Annotated in this window: 20 protein-coding genes; 10 read left to right on the forward strand and 10 right to left on the reverse strand. The window is 58.6% G+C overall.

What is annotated here, in order from left to right:
* Window positions 1-34: 34 nt before the first annotated feature.
* The 5 genes from epd (at window position 35) to fba (ending at window position 4,226) form a co-directional block, all read left to right on the forward strand.
* The gene (gene epd, locus QZR14_RS15050) at window positions 35-1,087 is read left to right on the forward strand and encodes an erythrose-4-phosphate dehydrogenase (protein WP_311996984.1); all 1,053 of its coding nucleotides are present in this window, start codon (window positions 35-37) and stop codon (window positions 1,085-1,087) included.
* A gap of 12 nt (window positions 1,088-1,099) precedes the next feature.
* Complete coding sequence (locus QZR14_RS15055) at window positions 1,100-2,263, forward strand: phosphoglycerate kinase (RefSeq protein ID WP_311996985.1); 1,164 nt, start codon at window positions 1,100-1,102, stop codon at window positions 2,261-2,263.
* A 34-nt stretch (window positions 2,264-2,297) separates the two neighbouring features.
* Window positions 2,298-2,519, forward strand: coding sequence for a hypothetical protein (locus QZR14_RS15060; RefSeq protein ID WP_007913756.1), 222 nt, complete (start codon window positions 2,298-2,300; stop codon window positions 2,517-2,519).
* Between the two features lie 57 nt (window positions 2,520-2,576).
* Window positions 2,577-2,909 (forward strand): MliC family protein, encoded by a 333-nt coding sequence (locus QZR14_RS15065; RefSeq protein ID WP_311996986.1) that lies wholly within the window; start codon window positions 2,577-2,579, stop codon window positions 2,907-2,909.
* A gap of 252 nt (window positions 2,910-3,161) precedes the next feature.
* Complete coding sequence (gene fba / locus QZR14_RS15070) at window positions 3,162-4,226, forward strand: class II fructose-bisphosphate aldolase (protein WP_008081027.1); 1,065 nt, start codon at window positions 3,162-3,164, stop codon at window positions 4,224-4,226.
* 215 nt (window positions 4,227-4,441) lie between these two features.
* On the opposite strand, the gene QZR14_RS15075 is transcribed toward fba, so the two are convergent.
* Window positions 4,442-4,792: a hypothetical protein gene (locus QZR14_RS15075; RefSeq protein ID WP_311996987.1), complete on the reverse strand. Its 351-nt coding sequence runs from the start codon at window positions 4,790-4,792 to the stop codon at window positions 4,442-4,444.
* A 506-nt stretch (window positions 4,793-5,298) separates the two neighbouring features.
* On the reverse strand, window positions 5,299-5,661 hold the full coding sequence (locus QZR14_RS15085) for a DUF6124 family protein (protein ID WP_273916221.1): 363 nt from the start codon (window positions 5,659-5,661) through the stop codon (window positions 5,299-5,301).
* A 552-nt stretch (window positions 5,662-6,213) separates the two neighbouring features.
* Between QZR14_RS15085 and QZR14_RS15090 the strand changes: the two genes are divergently transcribed.
* Window positions 6,214-6,615, forward strand: coding sequence for a hypothetical protein (locus QZR14_RS15090; RefSeq protein WP_311996988.1), 402 nt, complete (start codon window positions 6,214-6,216; stop codon window positions 6,613-6,615).
* 101 nt (window positions 6,616-6,716) lie between these two features.
* Here QZR14_RS15090 and QZR14_RS15095 read toward each other — a convergent pair whose 3' ends face one another.
* Window positions 6,717-7,385, reverse strand: coding sequence for a polysaccharide lyase family 7 protein (locus QZR14_RS15095; RefSeq protein WP_016987239.1), 669 nt, complete (start codon window positions 7,383-7,385; stop codon window positions 6,717-6,719).
* Window positions 7,386-7,704: 319 nt separating this feature from the next.
* On the opposite strand from QZR14_RS15095, the gene QZR14_RS15100 reads away from it, so the two are divergent.
* The 3 genes from QZR14_RS15100 to QZR14_RS15110 are packed head-to-tail and all read left to right on the forward strand — an operon-like array spanning window position 7,705 to window position 10,688.
* Window positions 7,705-9,828 carry a putative bifunctional diguanylate cyclase/phosphodiesterase gene (locus QZR14_RS15100; protein ID WP_311996989.1) on the forward strand — a complete coding sequence of 708 codons (2,124 nt, stop codon included), beginning with the start codon at window positions 7,705-7,707 and terminating at the stop codon, window positions 9,826-9,828.
* A 44-nt stretch (window positions 9,829-9,872) separates the two neighbouring features.
* Entirely contained in the window at window positions 9,873-10,367 is a 495-nt protein-coding gene (locus QZR14_RS15105; RefSeq protein WP_034153713.1) for a M48 metallopeptidase family protein, read from the forward strand.
* Window positions 10,368-10,391: 24 nt separating this feature from the next.
* Window positions 10,392-10,688, forward strand: coding sequence for a winged helix-turn-helix domain-containing protein (locus QZR14_RS15110; RefSeq protein WP_007913779.1), 297 nt, complete (start codon window positions 10,392-10,394; stop codon window positions 10,686-10,688).
* Between the two features lie 188 nt (window positions 10,689-10,876).
* On the opposite strand, the gene QZR14_RS15115 is transcribed toward QZR14_RS15110, so the two are convergent.
* A complete protein-coding gene (locus QZR14_RS15115) occupies window positions 10,877-11,329 on the reverse strand; it encodes a GNAT family N-acetyltransferase (RefSeq protein WP_250605855.1) in 453 nt (150 codons plus the stop codon).
* A 254-nt stretch (window positions 11,330-11,583) separates the two neighbouring features.
* Between QZR14_RS15115 and QZR14_RS15120 the strand changes: the two genes are divergently transcribed.
* Entirely contained in the window at window positions 11,584-12,321 is a 738-nt protein-coding gene (locus QZR14_RS15120; RefSeq protein WP_250605856.1) for a substrate-binding periplasmic protein, read from the forward strand.
* A 148-nt stretch (window positions 12,322-12,469) separates the two neighbouring features.
* Here the strand turns inward: QZR14_RS15120 and yccS are convergent, their stop codons facing one another.
* From yccS to QZR14_RS15150, 6 genes are all read right to left on the reverse strand, one after another.
* Window positions 12,470-14,653, reverse strand: coding sequence for a YccS family putative transporter (yccS, locus tag QZR14_RS15125; RefSeq protein ID WP_311996990.1), 2,184 nt, complete (start codon window positions 14,651-14,653; stop codon window positions 12,470-12,472).
* Window positions 14,654-14,907: 254 nt separating this feature from the next.
* Entirely contained in the window at window positions 14,908-16,086 is a 1,179-nt protein-coding gene (locus QZR14_RS15130; RefSeq protein WP_311996991.1) for an NAD(P)/FAD-dependent oxidoreductase, read from the reverse strand.
* 137 nt (window positions 16,087-16,223) lie between these two features.
* Entirely contained in the window at window positions 16,224-17,609 is a 1,386-nt protein-coding gene (gene dbpA / locus QZR14_RS15135; RefSeq protein WP_311996992.1) for an ATP-dependent RNA helicase DbpA, read from the reverse strand.
* A gap of 80 nt (window positions 17,610-17,689) precedes the next feature.
* Window positions 17,690-19,117, reverse strand: coding sequence for a multidrug transporter subunit MdtD (gene mdtD / locus QZR14_RS15140; protein WP_311996993.1), 1,428 nt, complete (start codon window positions 19,115-19,117; stop codon window positions 17,690-17,692).
* A 141-nt stretch (window positions 19,118-19,258) separates the two neighbouring features.
* Window positions 19,259-20,596 (reverse strand): TldD/PmbA family protein, encoded by a 1,338-nt coding sequence (locus QZR14_RS15145; protein ID WP_311996994.1) that lies wholly within the window; start codon window positions 20,594-20,596, stop codon window positions 19,259-19,261.
* Window positions 20,596-22,038 carry a TldD/PmbA family protein gene (locus QZR14_RS15150; RefSeq protein WP_311996995.1) on the reverse strand — a complete coding sequence of 481 codons (1,443 nt, stop codon included), beginning with the start codon at window positions 22,036-22,038 and terminating at the stop codon, window positions 20,596-20,598. The genes QZR14_RS15145 and QZR14_RS15150 overlap by 1 nt, the downstream gene beginning before the upstream one ends.
* Window positions 22,039-22,121 lie beyond the last annotated feature (83 nt).

The following is a 22,121-nucleotide window of genomic DNA, read 5'->3' on the forward strand; positions in this document are numbered from 1 at the left end:
AGGTTGTGTTGTAGCGAATATTATCGAGAACCCCATGCCTCAACCGCGTCCTTACAAAGTTGCACTCAACGGCTACGGCCGCATTGGTCGTTGCGTCTTGCGTGCGTTGTTTGAGCGAGGCGAGCAGGCCGGGTTTGAAATTGTCGCAATCAACGATCTGGCCGACATGGCCAGCATCGAATACCTGACACGCTTCGACTCCACCCACGGCCGCTTTCCGGGCGAAGTGCGAGTAGAAGGCGATTGTCTGCATATTAATGGCGACTGCGTGAAGGTCCTGCGCAGTGCCACCCCCGAAGGCATCGATTGGGCGTCGCTGGGCGTCGATCTGGTGCTCGAATGCTCCGGCGCCTACAACACCCGTGAAGACGGCCAGCGTTTCCTCAACGCCGGCGCGCCGCGCGTGCTGTTCTCGCAGCCGATGGCCAGCGAGGCGGATGTCGACGCCACCATCGTTTACGGCGTCAATCAGGATTGCCTGACCGGCGACGAACTGCTGGTGTCCAACGCCTCCTGCACCACTAACTGCGGCGTGCCGCTGTTGCGCCTGCTCGACAAGGCGATCGGCCTCGATTACGTGTCGATCACCACGATTCACTCGGCGATGAACGATCAGCCGGTGATCGACGCCTATCACCACGAAGACCTGCGCCGCACGCGTTCGGCGTTCCAGTCGGTGATCCCGGTGTCCACTGGTCTGGCGCGCGGTATCGAGCGCCTGCTGCCGGAACTTGCCGGGCGAATTCAGGCCAAAGCCGTACGCGTGCCCACGGTCAACGTGTCCTGCCTCGACATCACGATGCAGACCGCCACGGCGACCGATGCCAATGAGGTCAACCGGATCCTGCGCGAAGCCGCCACCAACGGCCCGCTCAAAGGCCTGCTGGCCTACACCGAGTTGCCCCACGCCAGCTGTGATTTTAATCATGACCCACATTCGGCCATCGTCGATGCCAGTCAGACCCGTGTCTCCGGCCCCAAACTGGTGAACATCCTGGCCTGGTTCGACAACGAGTGGGGTTTTGCCAACCGAATGCTGGACGTTGCAGAACACTATCTGCAAACAGCAACTTCAAAAAAACCGTAGGAAGTGCGACCCATGACCGTGTTGAAGATGTCCGACCTCGATCTGCAAGGTAAGCGCGTATTGATCCGCGAAGACCTCAACGTCCCAGTCAAGGACGGTGTTGTCACCAGCGATGCGCGTATCCTGGCTTCGCTGCCGACCATCAAGCTGGCCCTGGAAAAAGGTGCGGCCGTGATGGTCTGCTCGCACCTTGGCCGTCCGACCGAAGGCGAATTCTCCGCCGAGAACAGCCTCAAGCCAGTCGCTGACTACCTGAGCAAGGCCTTGGGCCGTGAAGTGCCGCTGGTGGCTGACTACCTGGGCGGCGTGGACGTCAAGGCCGGCGACATCGTGCTGTTCGAAAACGTGCGCTTCAACAAAGGCGAGAAAAAGAACGCTGACGAACTGGCTCAGCAATACGCCGCCCTGTGCGACGTGTTCGTGATGGACGCGTTCGGCACCGCTCACCGCGCCGAAGGTTCGACCCACGGCGTGGCCAAATTCGCCAAGGTTGCGGCTGCTGGCCCGTTGCTGGCCGCTGAACTGGACGCACTGGGCAAAGCCCTCGGTGCGCCGGCCAAGCCAATGGCGGCCATCGTTGCCGGCTCCAAGGTGTCGACCAAACTCGACGTGCTGAACAGCCTGAGCCAGATCTGCGATCAACTGATCGTCGGCGGCGGCATCGCCAACACCTTCCTCGCGGCGGCCGGTCACCCGGTTGGCAAATCGCTTTACGAACCGGATCTGCTCGACACTGCGCGCGCCATCGCTGCCAAAGTCAGCGTGCCACTGCCGGTCGACGTGGTGGTTGCCAAGGAATTCGCCGAAACTGCAGAAGCCACCGTCAAGCTGATCGCTGACGTTGCTGCCGACGACATGATTCTGGACATCGGCCCGCAAACTGCGGCCAACTTCGCCGAACTGCTGAAATCGTCGAAAACCATTCTGTGGAATGGCCCGGTCGGCGTGTTCGAATTCGACCAGTTCGGCAACGGCACCAAAGTGCTGGCCCAGGCCATCGCTGACAGCGCGGCGTTCTCCATTGCCGGCGGTGGCGACACCCTGGCCGCGATCGATAAATATGGCGTGGCTGAGCAAATCTCCTACATTTCCACCGGTGGCGGCGCGTTCCTCGAATTCGTCGAGGGCAAAGTGCTGCCAGCCGTTGAAGTCCTGGAAAGCCGGGCCAAGGCCTGAGGCCGCCCGTTTGGCCAGGCAAAGGAGTGTTTACATGGTCAAGTCGTTAGCGCTGTTGTTGCTGACCGGAACGCTGGCGGCCTGCGGGAGTAACCCGAAGGCCGAAGCCACGCCGGCGCCGAGCGAGTCGCAGAAGGGCTGCTATCAGGCCGACTGGCAGGCCGAAACCAACCCGGTGCTGAACAAGCGTTCGGGGCCGGACGGTCTGGACAAATACGAGACGCAAACCCCGGCCAAGGAACATGGTTGTCCTTGACGGGTCTGACTCTTTAACTCAGGGCTGGCGGCGTGCGCCGTCAGTCGAGGAACACGGATGAAAGGCTTGATCGCCATTGCGGCGTTGGCATTGTTGGGCGGTTGCGCGCAGTTGAACCTGTTTCAGTCGTCCGCCCCGGCGGATCACTGGACGACCTGGACCTGCGACAGCCAGGCCAAAGTGCTGTGGCGTTACGCCGATGCCGGCCAGAAGGAAGTCGACGTTCGACTGGGTGGCGATGATCAGGTCTATCGCCTGAAAGAAGAGCCGGGCGCCTCGGGCACGCTGTACAGCGACGGTATGCTGGCGTTTCACGTCAAGGGTGACGAAGGCCTGGTGTACTGGGTCGCCACCAATGACCTGATCGGCCGCGGCTGCAAAGCGCAGTAATTGACACACCACAGTTCTAATGTGGGAGCGAGCCTGCTCGCGAAAGCGGTCTGACAGGCACTGCATCAGCGACTGCAAGATTGCTTTCGCGAGCAGGCTCGCTCCCACAGGGGTTCTGTGTAGCTCTCAGGATTTTGCTTTATCGAATCACCAGACCGGGCCTCAACCCCCGATCTGCAATCACTTGAATAGCCGCCGCCGCTCCGGCAGGCTGGCACGATTAACGACCCTCAACCGGGAGAGACACACACAATGGCACTTATCAGCATGCGCCAGATGTTGGACCACGCAGCCGAATTCGGCTACGGCGTTCCAGCTTTCAACGTCAACAACCTTGAGCAGATGCGCGCCATCATGGAAGCCGCTGACAAGACTGACTCCCCGGTGATCGTCCAGGCCTCGGCCGGCGCCCGTAAATACGCCGGCGCACCTTTCCTGCGTCACCTGATCCTGGCCGCGATCGAAGAATTCCCGCACATCCCGGTGTGCATGCACCAGGATCACGGCACCAGCCCTGACGTCTGCCAGCGCTCGATCCAACTGGGCTTCAGCTCGGTGATGATGGACGGCTCGCTGGGCGAAGACGGCAAGACCCCGACCGACTACGACTACAACGTCCGCGTTACCCAACAAACCGTGGCCATGGCTCATGCCTGCGGCGTCTCGGTAGAAGGCGAGCTGGGCTGCCTGGGTTCGCTGGAAACCGGCATGGCCGGTGAAGAAGACGGCATCGGCGCCGAAGGCGTTCTGGATCACAGCCAAATGCTGACCGACCCGGAAGAAGCCGCTGACTTCGTCAAGCGCACTCAGGTCGACGCCCTGGCCATCGCCATCGGCACCAGCCACGGCGCTTACAAGTTCACCAAGCCACCTACCGGTGACGTGCTGGCGATCGACCGCATCAAGGAAATCCACAAGCGCATCCCGAACACCCACCTGGTGATGCACGGTTCCTCGTCGGTGCCACAAGAGTGGCTGGCGATCATCAACCAGTACGGCGGCGACATCAAAGAAACCTACGGCGTACCGGTTGAAGAAATCGTCGAAGGCATCAAGCACGGCGTGCGCAAGGTCAACATCGACACCGACCTGCGCCTGGCATCCACCGGTGCGATGCGTCGCCTGATGGCCACCAACCCGAGCGAATTCGACCCACGTAAATTCTTCGGCGCCACCGTGACCGCGATGCGTGATGTGTGTATCGCTCGTTATGAAGCGTTTGGTACTGCCGGTAATGCTTCGAAGATCAAACCGATTTCGCTGGAAGCGATGTACCAGCGTTATCTGAAGGGTGAGTTGAACGCCAAGGTTAACTGAGCCTGAGCGTTAGACTGCTTTAAAAGAAACCCGCCGTGAGGCGGGTTTTTTGTGGGCGATTATGTCGCCTGACGAAGTCATCTAAAAGTAAGAGTAACCCATAATGCTTCGAAGATTAAGCCGATCTCGCTGGAGGCTATATATCAGCGTTATCTGAAGGGTCAGCTGAGTGTAAGGTTAACTGATTCATCCTGTCTCATAGGTAATGAAGGATGTCAGCCTTTTGTGAATCTGATTCCAAAGGTTTGGCCTACATACGGCCCGCCTGCTCTAACGATAACTGTACCTTCCAATTTCTTGTCGGTTCCATCAGTTGATTTCATATCAATACTGAGAGTACTTGGGCCATGGTTTAGCTCATCTCTATTTTTGGCATCTGATTTCGCTTGAAGCTTATAAGTCCAAGTGGACTTTGTGCAGGTGCCAGTGACGACGAAGTCAAGTCCGCAATAGTCCATGTAGCCGTTACTTATGTTGCCAGTTGGTTGGGCTGGATCGTCAAATCTGAGTGTAGCGGCATGTTCCTCGCCGGCGGCGTTAAATACGAAGCCATTGTAATTTTTCATGATATTTACCTTCTGTGTATTCAGTATTGAAGTCAAATAGGTTGTCTCGTATTACGTCGATGAGATTAGGCGAGAAGTTGTTCCAGGTAACCTGTAATAAATGACAGGTTTTAATATTGTTTCGCTATAAGGATTTTGGTTTTTGAATAAATAAGGGAGTGGCAAAGGAGGCAATGTCAAATTGGCCGGATTTGTTTGATTGAGATCTCGGTGAAATCGCAAAAAAAGTGGCGGATTTATTTATCACGATTCCGTCCCCTTTTTTGTGTCTTTGTCCCCCCTTTATTCGCTTGTATCGTGTCAGTCCCGCTAGATTGGCAAGCTGCGCCTGCGTCAGGCCACGATTTATACGTTTTTCGTGTAGTTGAATACCGAGACGGGTGATTAAAGGAGAGTCATTCCATGTTGCGCTACCGTCACATTTTGATGTCGATGTTGCGAATGCGGAACATTTAGTCCATTTGGCTTAAGAAACCCGCAGTGAAGCGGGTTTTTTTTGTGGGCGACTATTCCTTCAACTCAACATGATCCAGCGCCTGATTTACCGCCAGTTCACCGAGCATGACCACTTGCGCAATGCCCAGCGCTGTCTTGCGGTGTGAGGTGTCGAGCATGGCGGCGAAGTTGTTGAGCATTTCGCTGGCTGAACCCAGAGTTTCGCTGGCGTTGGCCAGCAGGGATTCGGTGTTGTACTTCGGGTTGGCGAGGTACATGGGTTCGGGTTTATGCGTGCTGGCCATGATGAAGGCGGACGGTTTTAGGTAATGGTCGAGGGCGCGTTCTGCGGCGTCGCTGAGTTTTTTTGAGTCGAGGGATTCGTAGGGGGATGCGGGATCTGTTTCTGGCGGGTGAGGCGTTGATTTGATCATGTTTCGTCTCCGGTAAATGGAGCCGACACCGGATCGCTACTAAACGAAGAGGGTGGCAGCTGAACGCAGGTTAGTAGACCGGGGAGACGCGACCGGCGCACCCGAAGGCGCCCTGCGAACAGCTACCATCAAGCGCGGGTTATGCCCGACTGAATGGTGCCAATGCGCATCGCGTAACCACGGGCTACTAAACCCGATCACTGGAAATCAGTGACGCGAATCAAGTTACCGATGGCCCGCCAGGCGCACAAGCCGGCGGATTCTGGCGTAGTGGTAGGCAACGGCGCAAGCTGTTGTAGGCATCCGGAAGTGACGGCCGAGAAAACTAAACGTGTCGTTTAAATAAAGCGTCGCCTGGGTTTAATCCGAATTCGAGAGCGTTCAAACCAAGTATCCAGTTTTTGGCTGGACAACTGATCAGGTTTGTTGATTAAGCTTCTAAAAAGACACTGGCTATATTTTTTAGGTATAAAAACCTGTCAGATCTTACAGGTGTGGAAAGTTTATTGGCGATCTATCGTGGGCGCTCAGTTATCTTTCAGGATGGAAAAAATGCAAAAGGACAAAAGAGTTACCAGTGTTGGTGTTGGCGACGTTCAAATGTTTCTGGCGATTCCCGGGGGGGAAAGCTTTACCGTCTCAATTCGTGGTAGAGAGTTTTTGCAACACAGTGGAGAATATTTTAATTTCAAATTTTTTCAGTATGTAGGCAGGAATGAGTTCTATATTGGTTCCTCCTTCCGCAAAAACCTTCCGCTTGACGAACCGCACAATTTGGGTGCCCCCGGCACAGCTGCCCACGTGCAGCTGGAGTTGGACGGGATTGATAACTCAAGGAGTGCCAAGGGCTTTGTTTGTTTGGAGCGAGGCGGAGATTATCCGAAGGGTGTGATCTATTGTGCTGAAGAAAAAGCATTTTCTTTGATTGCGATGTTTGATTTTAAAAGTAGCTAATTTCATCTTTGCTGCGATATCAATGTCATGCGGCAGACTTGAGGAAGTCTGCCGATTTTGATTTTAAGTCATCGATAATTGATGCTCAGGTCAGTGCCCTGTTATTTATCATGATCAATATCCAGCTTGCTGAAGGTCACTTGCCCGCCTTCACTCGTATACCCGGTGTTGTCCTGCACATAAACCCCAGCCTTGAAGTACAACGGCTTGTTGCGCCATGTCGCGCTGATCTGTGAGTCCCACTGATAACCCGCCGCACTGATGCCGAGTGCGCCGCCGGGGCTTAAGTGGATGAGGTAGTTGAACTCGCGATCCAGTTTGATTCCGGTGGCCAGGGTGATGACGCGGCTTTCGTCATCATCCGGGTGCATGCGTACTTTGATCACCAGGTTGCCGGTTTCGGTTTTGGTCTTGTACTGGTACTCGAGTTTGACCATCGGCTTCTGGCTTTCATAAGCATGAATCTGGCCGATGACGATCTTGCCCGAACTCGGCACTTTGTTCACCGTGAGGGTCGCGCGCAGCAGGTTGTCGGCGTCCGGGTAGTACCAGTTGCGCAGGGTGCCGTTGCTGTAGGTTTCGCGCAGTTCGGTGCGCGGGTAGATGGCGTTTTCGGTTTTTGACCCGGTAACCGGTGACCAGAAGAACAAGGTGCCGGTGTCGGAATGGAAGTACTGATCTTTGAAGCCGTTCACCAGTTTGGAGGTTTCGACGGTGTATGGCGGGCTGCCAACGGGAACGCTGAGGTTCCAGGTTGCGAGATCGATCATGTCGGTTCTTCCACTCAAGTTTCACTGCACGTACGTGCCAGAAGCTCTAGCCCGCACGTTTTGGGGCGGCCTTTATAAGCGTAGAGGGATTTTTTGTTAATGCCCGTTTGGCAGATGATTGACGTCAACATCCTGTCGAAATGCCATCTCTGCCGGTTTCCGGGGGCTTCAGCGGTGACCGTTAGTCGGCAAACTCACGCTTTGGTTAAATGATGGCCTGATGACAGCTTCTGCTTTTTCGGATCCACGACTAGAGTGAAGGCTCGATGTGTGTACGGTTTTACCGGAATCGCCCTGAAGTCCCGACAAGAGAAGCAGCATGGAATGCGCGCAACCCCCGCCAGGTGAAGGCAGCTCTGTCCTTTTGATCGTTGATGATTACCCTGAAAATCTGATCAGCATGCGCGCGTTGCTGCAGCGTCAGGATTGGCACGTCCTCACCGCAGCTTCCGGTTTCGAAGCGCTGAATATTCTGCTCTCTCACGACGTCGATCTGGTGCTGCTGGATGTGCAGATGCCGGGCATGGACGGCTTTGAAGTGGCGCGGTTGATGCGCGGCAGCCAACGCACGCGCCTGACGCCGATTATCTTTCTGACCGCCAACGAGCAATCCCAGGACGCCGTGATCAAGGGCTATGCCAGTGGCGCGGTGGATTACCTGTTCAAGCCGTTCGATCCGCAGATCCTCAAGCCCAAAGTGCAAGCGTTGCTGGAACACCAGCGCAATCGCCGCGCGTTGCAGCGCCTGAGTCATGACCTGGAAGTAGCGCGCGCCTTCAATGCTTCGGTGCTGGATAACGCTGCCGAAGGGATATTGGTGGTGGGTGAGGACGGTTTGATCCGCTTCGCCAACCCGGCGATTTCACGCTTGCTGAATGCGCCGGTGAAGGAACTGGAAGGTAAGGAATTTCTCGATTTTCTACAGAAGCCGCACATCCCGCTGTGGGCCGATTCCGAGTTTTATGCCAGCTACAAGCGTGGCGAGACGTTGAGGCTGCACGACGCCTTGCTGCGCACCGCACCGGGCCAGCAAGTGCCGGTTGCGTTGTCCTGCGCCGCGCTGCCCTCCGAGCAACACGCAATGGTGGTGACCGTACTCGATATGTCGGTGGTGCGGCACTTGCACCAGCAACTGGAATTTCAAGCGGTGACTGATCCACTGACCGGGTTGCTCAACCGGCGCGGGTTTTACCAGACCGTTGAAAACCTCCTGCTGCGGGGCGAGCGCAGCGACAGCAGTTGGGTGTTGCTGTATCTGGACCTCGACGGCTTCAAACGGGTCAACGATTCGCTAGGCCACGATGCCGGCGATCGGGTGTTGCGCTGGGTCTCCGAGCAATTGAAGACCTGCCTGCGGCCGTTCGATATTCTCGCGCGTATGGGTGGCGATGAATTCACCGCGCTGCTGGATCTTGAATTTCCCGAACAAGCGGCGAAGATTGCCGAGAAACTCATCGAACGGGTGTCGATCTGTCAGCAGATCGAAGGCTTGGACATCGCCCTCGGCGCCAGTATCGGCATCGCCACTTATCCGGATTGCGGCTCGAACCTCGACGGATTGCTGCGTGCCTCCGACATCGCCATGTACGAGGCCAAGCGCGCCGGGCGCCAGCAATATCGTTTCTACGATCATGAAATGAACGGCCGGGCACGTTCGCGACTGATGCTCGAAGAGAGCGTGCGTGCGGCCATCGAGAATCGCGATTTCAATCTGGTCTATCAGCCGCAAGTGGCCATCGACACGGGCCAGATTCGTGGCTTCGAGGCGTTGTTGCGCTGGCAGCACCCGAGTGTCGGCGATGTGCCGCCGGGGCTGTTCTTGCCACTGCTGGAAGAGGCGCGGCTGATCAGTCGCCTCGGCAGCTGGATTTATCATCGCGGCGCCGGCCAGCGTAAAGCCTGGGAAACTCTGTTTGCCGAAGATCTGGTGCTCGGCGTGAGTTTGAGCAATACCCAGTTCAGCCTGCCGAATCTGGTCACCGAGTTGCGCCAGGTCATGGAGCGGCACGCCTTGCAGCCACGGCAACTGGAGGTCGAGGTCACCGAAGAAGCGCTGATGCAGAATCCCGACGAAACCCGCAAACAGCTGCGTTTGCTGCGCAATCTGGGCGTGCGTGTGGCGCTGGATGACTTCGGTTCCGGGCCGTGTTCGCTGGCGCATCTGCGCGATCTGGAGCTCGATACCCTCAAGCTCGATCGCCATCTTATTGCGCGGTTGCCGGACTCCAAACGCGACGCCTCGCTGGTCAGTACGGTGATCAGTCTGTGCAAGCAATACGGCTTGCTGGTGATTGCCGAAGGGGTGGAAACCATCGAGCAATACCAATGGCTGCAAGCCCACGGCTGCGAATACGTGCAGGGTTTTCTCGTCGCGCGGCCATTGATGGCCGAGGATGCGGTCAGCTTCGCCGAACCGTTTGACTGGAGCGCGCTACCCGGTTGAATTCGCTACACTGGCAGACCTTTTTCGAACCGTGTCGCTCGTCCATGACAGTGTTGAAGTACCTCCAGGCCTATCCCGCGCAATTGCAGGATCAGGTGCGCCAATTGATTGCCGAAGGGCGTCTGGGTGAATACCTGAATCAACGCTATTCAGGGCGACACGACGTGCAGAGCGACAAGGCCTTGTACAGCTACGCGCTGGATCTGAAACAGGAATACCTGCGCAACGCCCCGGCCATCGACAAAGTGCTGTTCGACAACCGTCTTGACCTGACCCATCGCGCCCTTGGTCTGCACACCACGGTTTCACGGGTGCAGGGCGGCAAGCTCAAGGCCAAGAAAGAGATTCGTATCGCCTCGTTGTTCAAGGATGCCGCGCCGGACTTTCTGAAAATGATCGTGGTGCACGAACTGGCGCACTTCAAGGAGTCGGATCACAACAAGGCGTTCTATAAATTGTGCGAGCACATGCTGCCGGGGTATCACCAGGTCGAGTTTGATCTGCGCGTGTACCTGACATGGCGCGATATGCAGGCTTAACAGTACGCAACCAGGAAGGTGTGGATGGACGTCAGCAAGACCAAAAGCAGTTTCTATCGCCGCTTGTATGTGGCGTACCTGATCGACAGCGGTCTGGCGCCGAGTGTGCCGACGCTGACCGAAGTGACCGGCATGCCCCGGCGCACGGCGCAGGACACGATTGCCGCGTTGGCGGATCTGGATATCGTCTGTGAATTCGAGCAGGAGGAGGGCGCGCGTAATCACGCCGGGCGCTATCGGATTCGCGAGTGGGGGGCGATTGATCGCGGGTGGATCGAGCGTAATTTGCGGCAGATCAAGGCAGTTCTGGAGTATCCCTGAAAAAGAGCCCCTCACCCCAGCCCTCTCCCGGAGGGAGAGGGAGCCGATTGGGGGATATTGGAGAGGTACGCCGACCTGAAAGTGTTGCTGTGAATCCATAATCGACTCGGCTTTTCAGGTCGATGTCTGACGCAAGACAACTCGGTCAGTCCCCTCTCCCTCTGGGAGAGGGCTAGGGTGAGGGTTGTTCAGGAGCGACGCATGCCAATGTGTGGAATGTCATCCTCCAGATACTCTTCACCCGCCACAACAAACCCGTACTTGCCGTAATACCCCTGCAAATGCGCCTGCGCTGACAGATAGATCGGCACTTGCGGCCAATGCTTCTCGGCCTGTTTCAGTGCTTGCTCCATCATTTCGTGCCCCAGCCCTTTGCCGCGCCCTTGCGGTGCGGTAACCACCCGGCCAATCACCACGTCGCCACCCTGGGATTCCGGATCCAGCAGGCGCAGGTACGCCATCAACTGGTCATCTTCCCAACCCATCAGGTGATAGGTATCGCCTTCCAGATCCTGGCCATCGAGGTCCGGATAGGCGCATTTCTGCTCGACGACGAACACGTCCGAGCGCAGCTTCAACAGCGCGTATAGCTGTTCCTTGCCCAGATCACTGTGATGTTTGCAGACCCATTCGATTGTCATTTGCCGATTCCTTGAACGTGTCGCCCGATACTAAGCGCCCACGGCAAAGATGTCTGTATGGCGTAAGAGTCTGTGACAAAGGTCAAAATGCCATCATTCCTTTCTCGCAGCCTCGGCGACTTTGTGTAATCTGCTGGAGAGCCCGGTGCACTGGCTGCAATGAGCTAATGTTAGGGCCTGGGTTTTGCCGGTAAGGGGCCTTGGGGTTTTGGCTGAAAACATGCTGGGCAATGTGCCCGCTAAGGATTTCAAGCATGCCGCGTTTGCATCGAGCCTTTGCTTTGATCGGATTGCTCTTGCTGGCTCAGACCGCTGCAGCGGAGAAGCTGCGACTGGTGTTTGATATCTGGCCACCCTTTACCGACGAGACGCTAGTCAACGGCGGTCTGGCTACCGACATTGTCACCACCGCACTCGCCCGGGCCGGCTATGCCAGCGGTTATGAGCAGGTGCCGTGGGCGCGGGCGCTGCTTGGCGTCGGTGAGGGTCGCTACGATGTGCTGGTCAACGCTTGGTACAACGACGAACGAACCAGGCTTGGCCAGTTTTCCGGGGAATACCTGCTCAACCGTATCCGCTTTCTCAAGCGCAAAGACACACCACTCGATTACAGCAATCTGCAGCAATTGCACACCTATCCGATTGCGGTGGTGCGTGGCTACGCCTATTCGGCGCCGTTCGATGCCGACACGGCGTTGCAGAAAGTCCCTGTGCATAACTTCGCCATGGCCGTGCGCATGCTCGCGGCGGATCGGGTCAAGTTGACGCTGGAGGATGAATATGTGGCGAAGTATTACCTGGCGCGGGAATCCGCCAAGGTGCGCAATTCGGTGGAGTTTCTTCCCAAACCGTTGAGTGAGAACAGCCTGCACATTCTGGTAAGCCTGAAGAATCCGCAGCATGAGCAGATTGTCGCGGGGTTTGATAAAGCCATAGCGGAGATGAAAGCGGATGGGAGTTATGAAAAGTTGCTTCGCCAGCATGGGATGTGAGTTTCTGGTCCCGGAGTTGTGTTGTTGCTGAGGGTCTCATCGCTGGCAAGCCAGCTCCCACAGGGTTCTTTGGTGATGCACAATTTTGTGAATCAACCCTACCCACTGTGGGAGCTGGCTTGCCAGCGATGGGGCCAGTCCGGCCACCTCAAACTTCAGCGGTGTCCTTGATCAAATGCGCCGCCAATGTACGCAACGGCCCCAACTGCCGACAGATCAACGCCAGTTGCGTCTGCACCAGCCGCTGCCCTTCATCAATCTCATCAGGCATCTGCTCCAGCTCATTGGCCAGTGCTTCTTCCTCATCACTCTGAATCGCCACTGGCTGCTTGTTTGCCAGCCCTTGGGCGATTTCGTCGATGCTCGTCGCCAGTTTCACCCCGGCGCCATCAATCAGATGCTCGCGCACATCCGCCGGCAACTGCGTCTCGCGATGCGCGCCCAGCCCTGACAGATAACTCAACAACGTGTGCGACAGCACCAGAAAGCGGAAGCCGACATCGGCTTCCTTACGGAAATGCCCCGGTTCCATGAGCATGTTCGCCAGCGTTGTCGACAGCGCGGCATCGGCGTTGTGCGCATTGCGGCGGGCCAGCCGATAGGCGAGGTCATCACTCTTGCCGGCGGCGTATTGCTGCATGATCTGACGCAGATAGATGCTGTTGCAGGTCAGGGTGTTGGCCAGCACTTTGTTCAGGCGTCGGCCCTGCCAGTCCGGCAGGAACAGGAACACCGTCAGGCCGGCAATCAGGCTGCCGAGCAAAGTATCGAACAACCGCGGCAGGAACAGCCCGTAACCGTCACCGACCTGGTTGAAGCAGAACAGCACCATGATGGTGATCGCCGCCGTCGCCAGAGTGTAGCGGGTGGTGCGGTTGATAAAGAACACCACGCCGGCGGCAATGGCGAAGCACGACTGGACCAAGGGGCTCGGGAACAAATCGAACAGCGCCCACGCCACGGTCAGGCCGATGGCGGTGCCAAGGATCCGCTGACCGAGTTTGCGCCGGGTGGCGCCGTAGTTCGGCTGGCAGACGAACAGCGTGGTGAGGATGATCCAGTAGCCTTGCGACGGGTGAATCAGGTGCACCATGCCGTAGCCGATACTCAGGGCCAAGGGCAGGCGCAGGGCATGACGGAACAACAGAGAAGTCGGCGTCAGTTGCGTGCGCAGGCGAATCCAGACGTCCTTGAGGTTGCGCGGCGAACGGTCGAGCAGGCTGCTGTCGGTCGCGTCGGCCAAGGCATCCGGATTACTCGCGTCGCTGAGCAAACGATCGAGGGTGCCGAGGTTGGCCGCCAGTGCGCGCAGCGAACGCAGCAATCCGCGCCAGGCCGGGTTGCTCTGGATGCGCAGGTGTTCGAGCGAAGCGTCGAGGTCGCTCAGGGCTTCGGCGAAACTGGCGTCGTAAATGAACGGCTGGCGCATCTGAATCGATTCGGCCAGTGCGCGGCAGGCTTTGCCTTGCTGGCGCAACAGGCGCTGGCAGCGAAACAGCACGTCACTGTGAAAAAACGCATCAGCGAGGGCGTTGTACGGATAGTGCGAAGAGCTGGCGCGTTCGTGGATGTCCTGAGCGAGGAAATACAACTTCAGGTAACGGCTGACTTTCGAGCCGGGGCGGCCATTGCCGACGCGGTGCAGAATGATTTCCTTGGCACTGTTCAGCGCCGCCACCACCCGACCGTTTTGTTGGGCCAGTTCCAGGCGACGGGCCTCGACGTCCATCTGCCGGATCGGCTCGAACAGCGACGATTTCAGCTTCAGGTAAAAACCCAGTTCGCGGAACAGCCGCGCCAGACTCTGCTGCACCGGCTGGTTGGAAAACATTGCCTGCCACAACACCGAGAGCAAGCCGTACCAAGCGGCGCCGGCGACCAGCAGCATCGGCTCGTGCCAGAAATCGGTGACCGCGCCACCGCGCTGATCAACGCCGATCATCGTGTATACGGACAGAATCAACGTCGCCGAAGCAATCGCCCCATAACGCTCGCCGAGCGCCCCGAGCATGGTCAGACCGAAACTGGCCAGCGCCAATGCAATGGCAAACACGATGGGGTAGGGGAAGAGCAATTCCACCGACAGCGCGGCGATGCTGAAACACACCAGTGTCACGGCGAGGGCGTTGAGGCGGCCCTGCCAACTGTCGTCGGTCTCGGCCAGGGCGCTGGCGATAATCCCCAGGAACAACGGGATCAGCAGGCCCATTTCATCCTGATACCAACACAGCGCCATGCTGCCGGTCAGGGCGATGAATACCCGCACGCTGTAGCTGAATTTATCCAGCGCCCACAGGCGCCGCAAAGACTGACGAAACGAGGTCGAGGACATGAAGTGCGAAGGCCTTCCGAGGCGATGCCGCTAAATTGAGCCAGTAATGACGCCGACGCAATGGCGCCGATCACATCTGACAGCAAAAAGTGTTCCTTTGAGATCTTGTGTAGAACTAAATCTTGAATTGGGCACGGAACCCTGTGGGAGCTGGCTTGCCAGCGATGGCTGCATGACAGTCAACAATGATGTTGGATCTGCCTGCCTCATCGCTGGCAAGCCAGCTCCCACAGGTTTTTGTATTTAGCTTTGAATTAAGCGTACTGCGCAGCCGCGTAGCCCGAGGCCCACGCCCACTGGAAGTTGAAACCGCCCAGATGACCGGTGACGTCGAGCACTTCGCCAATGAAGTACAGGCCCGGGCTTTTCAGCGATTCCATGGTCTTGGACGACACTTCGCGGGTATCAACGCCACCGAGTGTAACCTCAGCGGTGCGATAGCCTTCAGTCCCCGCCGGCACGACTTTCCAGCTGCCCAGCTTCTCGGCGATTTCCGCCAGTTCCGCGTGGGTGTACTGCTTCATCGGCTTGGACACGAACCAGTTGTCCGCCAGTAGGTTGGCCATTTTCTTGGTGAAGATTTCACCCAGCAGGGTTTTCAGCTCACTGTTCGGGCGGTCGGCGACTTGCTGCTGCAACCAGCTCGCCGCGTCGTGATCCGGCAGCAGGTTGATCTCAACCGTATCGCCAGATTCCCAGAACGAGGAAATCTGCAGAATCGCCGGGCCGCTGAGACCACGGTGAGTGAACAGGATGTTCTCGCGAAAGCTCTGGTCGTTGCAGCTGACCAGACAATCCACCGACGTCCCGGACAATTCGGTGCAGAGTTCCTTGAGCTGATCGGTGATGGTAAACGGCACCAGCCCGGCGCGGGTTGGCAGCAGTTCATGGCCGAACTGTTTGGCCACTTGGTAACCGAAACCGGTGGCGCCCAGCGTCGGGATCGACAACCCGCCGGTGGCGATCACCAGCGACTGGCACTGGATCTGGCCGAGGGTGGTGTCGAGCAGGTAACCGCTTTCGACTTTCTCGATCGTTTGAATAGAGGTGTCCAGATGCAGCTCGACGCCGACTTGATCGCATTCGTCGAGGAGCATGCCGAGGATGTCGCTGGATTTGTTATCGCAGAACAACTGGCCGAGTTTTTTCTCGTGATACGGCACGGCGTGTTTGCCGACCATGCCGATGAAGTCCCACTGGGTGTAGCGCGCCAGCGCGGATTTGCAGAAGTGTGGGTTCTGCGAGAGAAAATTGCTCGGTTCTGTGTACATGTTGGTGAAGTTGCAGCGGCCACCGCCCGACATCAGGATTTTCTTGCCGGCCTTGTTCGCATGGTCGAGCAGCAACACCTGACGCCCGCGCCCGGCGGCGGTCAGTGCACACATCAACCCAGCGGCGCCAGCGCCAATGATCACGACTTCGGTAGAGCGCAAAACGGTGTCCTCTGAAATATCACCACAAAACGAACTGTAGGAGCTGCCGCAGGCTGCGATCTTTTGATCTTGCTCTTAAAAAACAAAGTCAAAAGATCGCAGCCTGCGGCAGCTCCTACAGGGGAGTTACGTTGTTCTTACAGGATGCGTACGCGCAGCGAGCGGCCCTTGATCTTGCCGTCGTTCAAACGCTGCAAGGCCTGCATGGCCACGGTGCGGTCAACGGCTACATAAGCCTGGAAGTCGAAAATCGCGATCTTGCCAACCTGCGCCCCCGCAATGCCGGCATCGCCAGTCAATGCACCCAGAATGTCGCCCGGACGCACTTTATCTTTGCGGCCAGCACCGATGCACAGCGTGGTCATCGGCGGTTGCAGCGGTGCGAGGCCCTGGGACTTGAGGTTATCGACCTGATCCCAGTTCAACGGCGATTTCTGCAGTTGTTCGATGGCTTGCGCGCGGTGCGCTTCGCCCGGTGCAACCAGACTGATTGCGATACCTTTTTCGCCGGCGCGACCGGTACGGCCAACGCGGTGAATGTGGATTTCCGAATCGCGCGCCAGTTCGACGTTGATCACCATGTCCAGTGCATCGATGTCCAGACCACGGGCGGCGACGTCGGTGGCGACCAGTACCGAGGTACTGCGGTTGGCGAACATCGCCAGTACCTGATCGCGGTCACGCTGTTCCAGATCGCCGTGCAGGCCGACGGCGGAAATGCCTTTGGCGGTCAGGTGATCAACGGTTTCCTGCACTTGCTGCTTGGTGAAGCAGAACGCCACGCAGGACGCCGGACGGAAGTGGTGCAGGACTTTCGTCACCACGCCCATGCGATCTTCCGGGGAAATTTCGTAGAAGCGCTGTTCGATCTGCGTGTCGTCGTGGAACGCTTCGGCCTTGACCGTTTGCGGATCACGCATGAATTTCGAGGCCAGTTGCTTGATGCCCACCGGGTAAGTCGCGGAGAACAGCAGGGTCTGACGACGCTCTGGAGTCTTGACGATGATGTCTTCGATGGCGTCGTAGAAACCCATGTCGAGCATGCGGTCGGCTTCGTCGAGAATCAGCGTGTTCAGGCCGTCGAGGACCAGCGAACCCTTGCGCAGGTGCTGCTGGATGCGCCCCGGGGTGCCGACGATGATGTGCGCGCCGTGCTCCAGCGAAGCGATCTGCGGGCCGAACGACACGCCGCCGCACAGGGTCAGGACCTTGATGTTGTCTTCGGCACGGGCCAGACGACGGATTTCCTTGGCGACCTGGTCGGCCAGTTCGCGCGTCGGGCAAATCACCAGTGCCTGGCAACCGAAGTAGCGCGGGTTGATCGGGTTGAGCAGGCCAATGCCGAACGCGGCGGTCTTGCCGCTGCCGGTCTTGGCCTGGGCGATCAGGTCCATCCCCTTGAGGATCACCGGCAAGCTCTGCGCCTGGATCGGCGTCATCTGGGCATAACCGAGGGATTCGAGGTTAGCCAGCATGGCGGCGGACAGCGGCAGAGTATTAAAAGCGGTGGCGATGGTGGTCACGGGACTGGCCTGCAAAACAAAATGTCGCGCAGTGTAGCAGCCCCGTGCCACTTTCTTCGAAAGTTCTGGACGAACAGTGGTTAATGTTCGATGTGTTCTTCCGGGCGTTTGGCCCGCCGGCCGTCTTCTTTCGACAGTTGCGAGAAGATTGTCGCGGCGAGCATCGCCATGATCCCGACGGTGACGAAGGTCAGCTGGAACGCGCCGAGCACGGTTTCCACGCCATCGTTGCCGATCTCTGCCGTAAAGCCACCGAGCAATGCACCGGCGCACGCCACACCCAGACTCAACGACAACTGCGCCACCACCGACAGCAAGCTGTTGCCGCTGCTGGCGCTGGCGTCGTCGAGGTCGATCAGCGTGACGGTGTTCATCGCGGTGAATTGCAGCGAGTTGATCGCGCCGAGAATCGCCAGCAGGCACAGCAGCAGCCAGTACGGCGTTTGCTCGCTGACCAGACCCATGCTCGCCAGCATGATCCCCAGGGCCAGGGTGTTGCCGGTAAGGACGATGCGATAGCCGAAGCGTTCGATCAGCGGCCGCGCCATCCACTTGGCAAACATCGCCGCCGCTGCCAGCGGCAGCATGCTCATCCCCGCTTGCGACGGCGAATAGCCCAGCGCCACTTGCAGCAACAACGGCACCAGAAACGGCAAGGCGCCGCTGCCCAGTCGGGCAAAGAGATTGCCGAGAATGCCGACGGCAAATGTGCGGGTCTTGAACAGCGACGGGGCGAACAGCGGGTTTTCGATGTGCCCGGCGCGCAACCAGTACGCCGCCAGACAGGCCATGCCGCCGAACAGCAGCAACATCACCCGCAGGTGCGGCAAGTGCAGCTCGCCGAGGCCTTCCATGGCGATGGTGATCAGGATCATCGCCGCGCCGAACAGCAGGAAACCCAGACTATCGAAACGCGTGCGTTCGGTGCCGCGCAGGTCCGGGATGAATTTCCACACCGCGTAGCAACCAATCACGCCGACCGGCAGGTTGATCAGGAAGATCCAGTGCCACGTCAGGTATTCGACCATCCAGCCGCCCATGGTCGGGCCGATCAGCGGGCCGAGCAGGCCGGGGATGGTGATGAAACCCATGATCCGCACCAGTTCGGATCGCGGATAGGCGCGTAGTACGACGAGTCGCCCGACCGGCAGCATCAGCGCACCGCCGAGTCCCTGAATCACCCGGGCGCCGATCAGCATGCTCAGGGTGCTCGACAACGCGCAGAGCAGCGAGCCGAAGCTGAACAACAGGATCGCGCCGAAGAAGATTTTCTTGGTGCCGAAACGGTCGGCGATCCAGCCCGAGGCCGGTATCAGCAAGGCCACGGTGAGCATGTAGGCGATGATCACGCCTTGCATGCGCAACGGATCTTCGGCCAGATCGCGGGCCATGGCGGGCAGGGCGGTGTTGAGGATGGTCCCGTCGAGGGACTGCATGAAGAACGCAATGGCGACGACCCACGGCAACCAGCGTGCGGTGATGGCGTCGAGAGGCGGGCGGTTGGGCATGGAACCTCTGAAAATGTGTGGCAGACGGAACACAATCCTGTGGGAGCTGGCTTGCCAGCGATGAGGACGGCAGATTCAACATCGTTTTCGTCTGAAAGTCCGCCATCGCTGGCAAGCCAGCTCCCACAGGTTTTTGCGGTGTTACAGCGTAAGGGTCAGGCGGCTAACTAACGCCCCCGGCAGCAACGCTGACGAGGTATTGCGCTGGCTGTATGTACTCGCCGACAGCAACAACTCACGCTCGGCGGTCAACGCTTCCAGCTGCGAACCGAGCAGGCTGTAGGCGCTGTCGTCGAAACGCATGGTGCTGACCGGCGCCTGGATCTCGCCGTTCTCGACCCAGAAGGTCGCGAACCGCGTCATGCCGGTCATGCGCGCGGCCGGTTGATCCGAGTAGTTCAGGTACCACAGGTTGCTGATGTACAGCCCGGTGCCCAACTGCTTGAGGATCTCTGCTTGCGACAGATCACCCGCCGCCATGTTCAACGCACTGGGCATTTCACCGCCGCCGGCGCCGTTGGCGGTCAGACCGTATTCGGCGGCACTGCGCGATCCAACCAGTTGATCACCGGCCTTGCCTTCGACGATCAGGCGCAAATCACTGCGTGGATAACCTTCGCCGGAAAACGCCGGGCTCAGCGATTCGCTGACTTTCTCATCCAGCGACAGCAGCGGACTGAACGCCTGATCGCCGACATACAACTTCTGCAACGGGCTGCTCTTGCTCGCGATTGACTGCGCCGAGAAACCGCCCCAGCTCAGCATGCCCATGATTTCTTCCAGCGCCGCCGGTGCCAGGTACGCGCGGTACTGCCCCGGCGCCAAGGTGCGCAGCGGTCGGCCGAGAAACTCCAGTTGCTCGCGGGCCTGGCCGAAGCGCTTTGCGAAGCCCTCACTGCTCCAGTCGTGCCCGGCGTAGCTGGCTTTCACCGCTTCGCCGTTCTCGTGGAACAGGCTGAAATCGAAGTTGAAGCTGTTGGCCTGATGCCAGCCAAACGCTCCCGAAGAACTGGCGAAGCCACGACTGATCGGGCCGGCGGCATAGAAGCCAACCAAGTCCAGACCCTCAGCGGCAGCACAGATTTCATCGACTACCTGTTCAGTGTCCGGCAGCGGATGTTCCTGCACGTTCTGACTCTGCCAGCCGTTGTGATTGAGCAGTAGGTACGGATCCTGCGGCAGCAACGGCAGGGTTTCGCGCAGTTGTTGCAGACCTTCGGCAAGCCGTTGCAGATCGCCTTCCTGATCACCGGACAGGGTGACTTGCAGGTCGGCATGACGCCCGTCGTTGATCAGTTTCAGAACGACGTTGGCCTGCTGCACTTGCCCGGCCTGACGCACCTTGGCGTGATTGAATCGCACGAACGCCGAGGATTCGGCGGCAAAGCTGAGGGTGAACTGTTCCGGCTCGCGCACGCTGTCGCGCAGCCACTCGACCATGACCTTGAAGGCGTCGGACTGACTCTTCGAAATGCTCATCAGGCGTCTCCCCCAAATACATCAACGTTGCTGAATACGCATGCCGGCGAAGCGTGGCCGACGCGGATCACCTGGTTCGGTTCGCCCTTGCCGCAGTTCGGCGTGCCCAGCACCTTAACGGTGTTGGCGTCGCCGACAGCGCGCAGGCTTTTCCAGAAGTGCGCGGAAATCGCCCGATAGTTGGGGTTTTTCACCACGCCTTTGAGTTCACCGTTTTCGATCAACTGGCCCCATTCGCAGCCGAACTGGAATTTGTTGCGCGCATCGTCGATCGACCATGAGCGGTTGGTGCTCATCAGGATGCCGTGCTCGATGCCTTCGATCAGTTTGTTCAGAGGCTGATCGCCCGGTTCTATATTGAGGTTGGCCATGCGGTCGATCGGCGGGCGATTCCAGCCACAGGCGCGGCTGTTGGCGACGCCATCGAGACCGGCGCGGAACTGCGACAGCGCACCGCCCAGCGGGCGCAACAACAGGCCATCGCGGATCAGGAATTGTTTGCTGGCCTTGCTGCCGTCATCGTCATGACCGTAGCTGGCGAGTTCTTCGGGAATGCCCGGATCGAACGTCACGTTGAGCAGTTTCGAGCCGTATTGCAGGCTGCCGAAGTCGCTGGTTTTGACGAAACTGGTGCCGGCGTAATTGCGCTCGTCACCGAGGATGCGGTCGAGTTCCAGCGGGTGGCCGATGGATTCGTGGATCTGCAGCATCATCTGATCGGGCATCAACAGCAGGTCGCGCGGGCCTTGCGGGGTGTTCGGCGCGAGCAGCAGTTGCAAGGCCTGATCGGCGATTTGCGGGCCGGCACCGATCAGACCGCAGCGGCTGATCACGTCAGCGCCGCCCTGTTGGCCGAAGTTCTCGCGGCCGAGGCTGCGGGTCTGGCTGTCGTTGCCGTCGTAAGCGGTGACGTCGAGGCCCGGGTAGACGAAGCGCTGCGCCTGGCGTAATTCGGCCCCGGCGCTGCTCAGGTAGATCTGTTCGACGTGGGTAATGCCGATGCTCACTTGCCAATTCACCAGGCGCTCATCCTTTGGCACCGAGGCGGATTCCGCGCCGAGCAACTCGAAGCACTCGCTCAGGGACGGGAAAGCTTGTTCGAGATTGGGCGAAAAGTAATCAGCGCGATCGCTGGACACCGGCTGATCGCGCAGGTCGAGCAAGGTGTGCGGCTTGAGGCGGCGGGCTTGCTGCTCGGCGCGTTCGAGGGCGGCTTGCAGGCCTTGCTGCGACAGGTCGTTGGTCGCGGCATAGGCCTCAACGCCATTGACGCGCACGGTGAGCATCGCGCCTTCGTCGCGGCTCAGGCTCGGCGGCTCGGCAACGTTCTTGCGCACCGACAAGTACTGGCCGGATTCGCGTACATACCGCAGGGAAAAAAACTCAGCGCCCGTGCGCAAGGCAGCGAAGCGCTGCTTGAGCTGGGGGTGGAAATCGAACATTCGGGAACCTCCTTGTCAGAGGGAAGCGGTAGAGCAGCGGCGGGGAGGGGGTGAAACGGTTGCGCGAGGTCTAGAGTAGGCCT

Origin of the sequence: Pseudomonas sp. rhizo66, from assembly GCF_031931925.1 — a bacterium.
Classification (GTDB): domain Bacteria; phylum Pseudomonadota; class Gammaproteobacteria; order Pseudomonadales; family Pseudomonadaceae; genus Aquipseudomonas.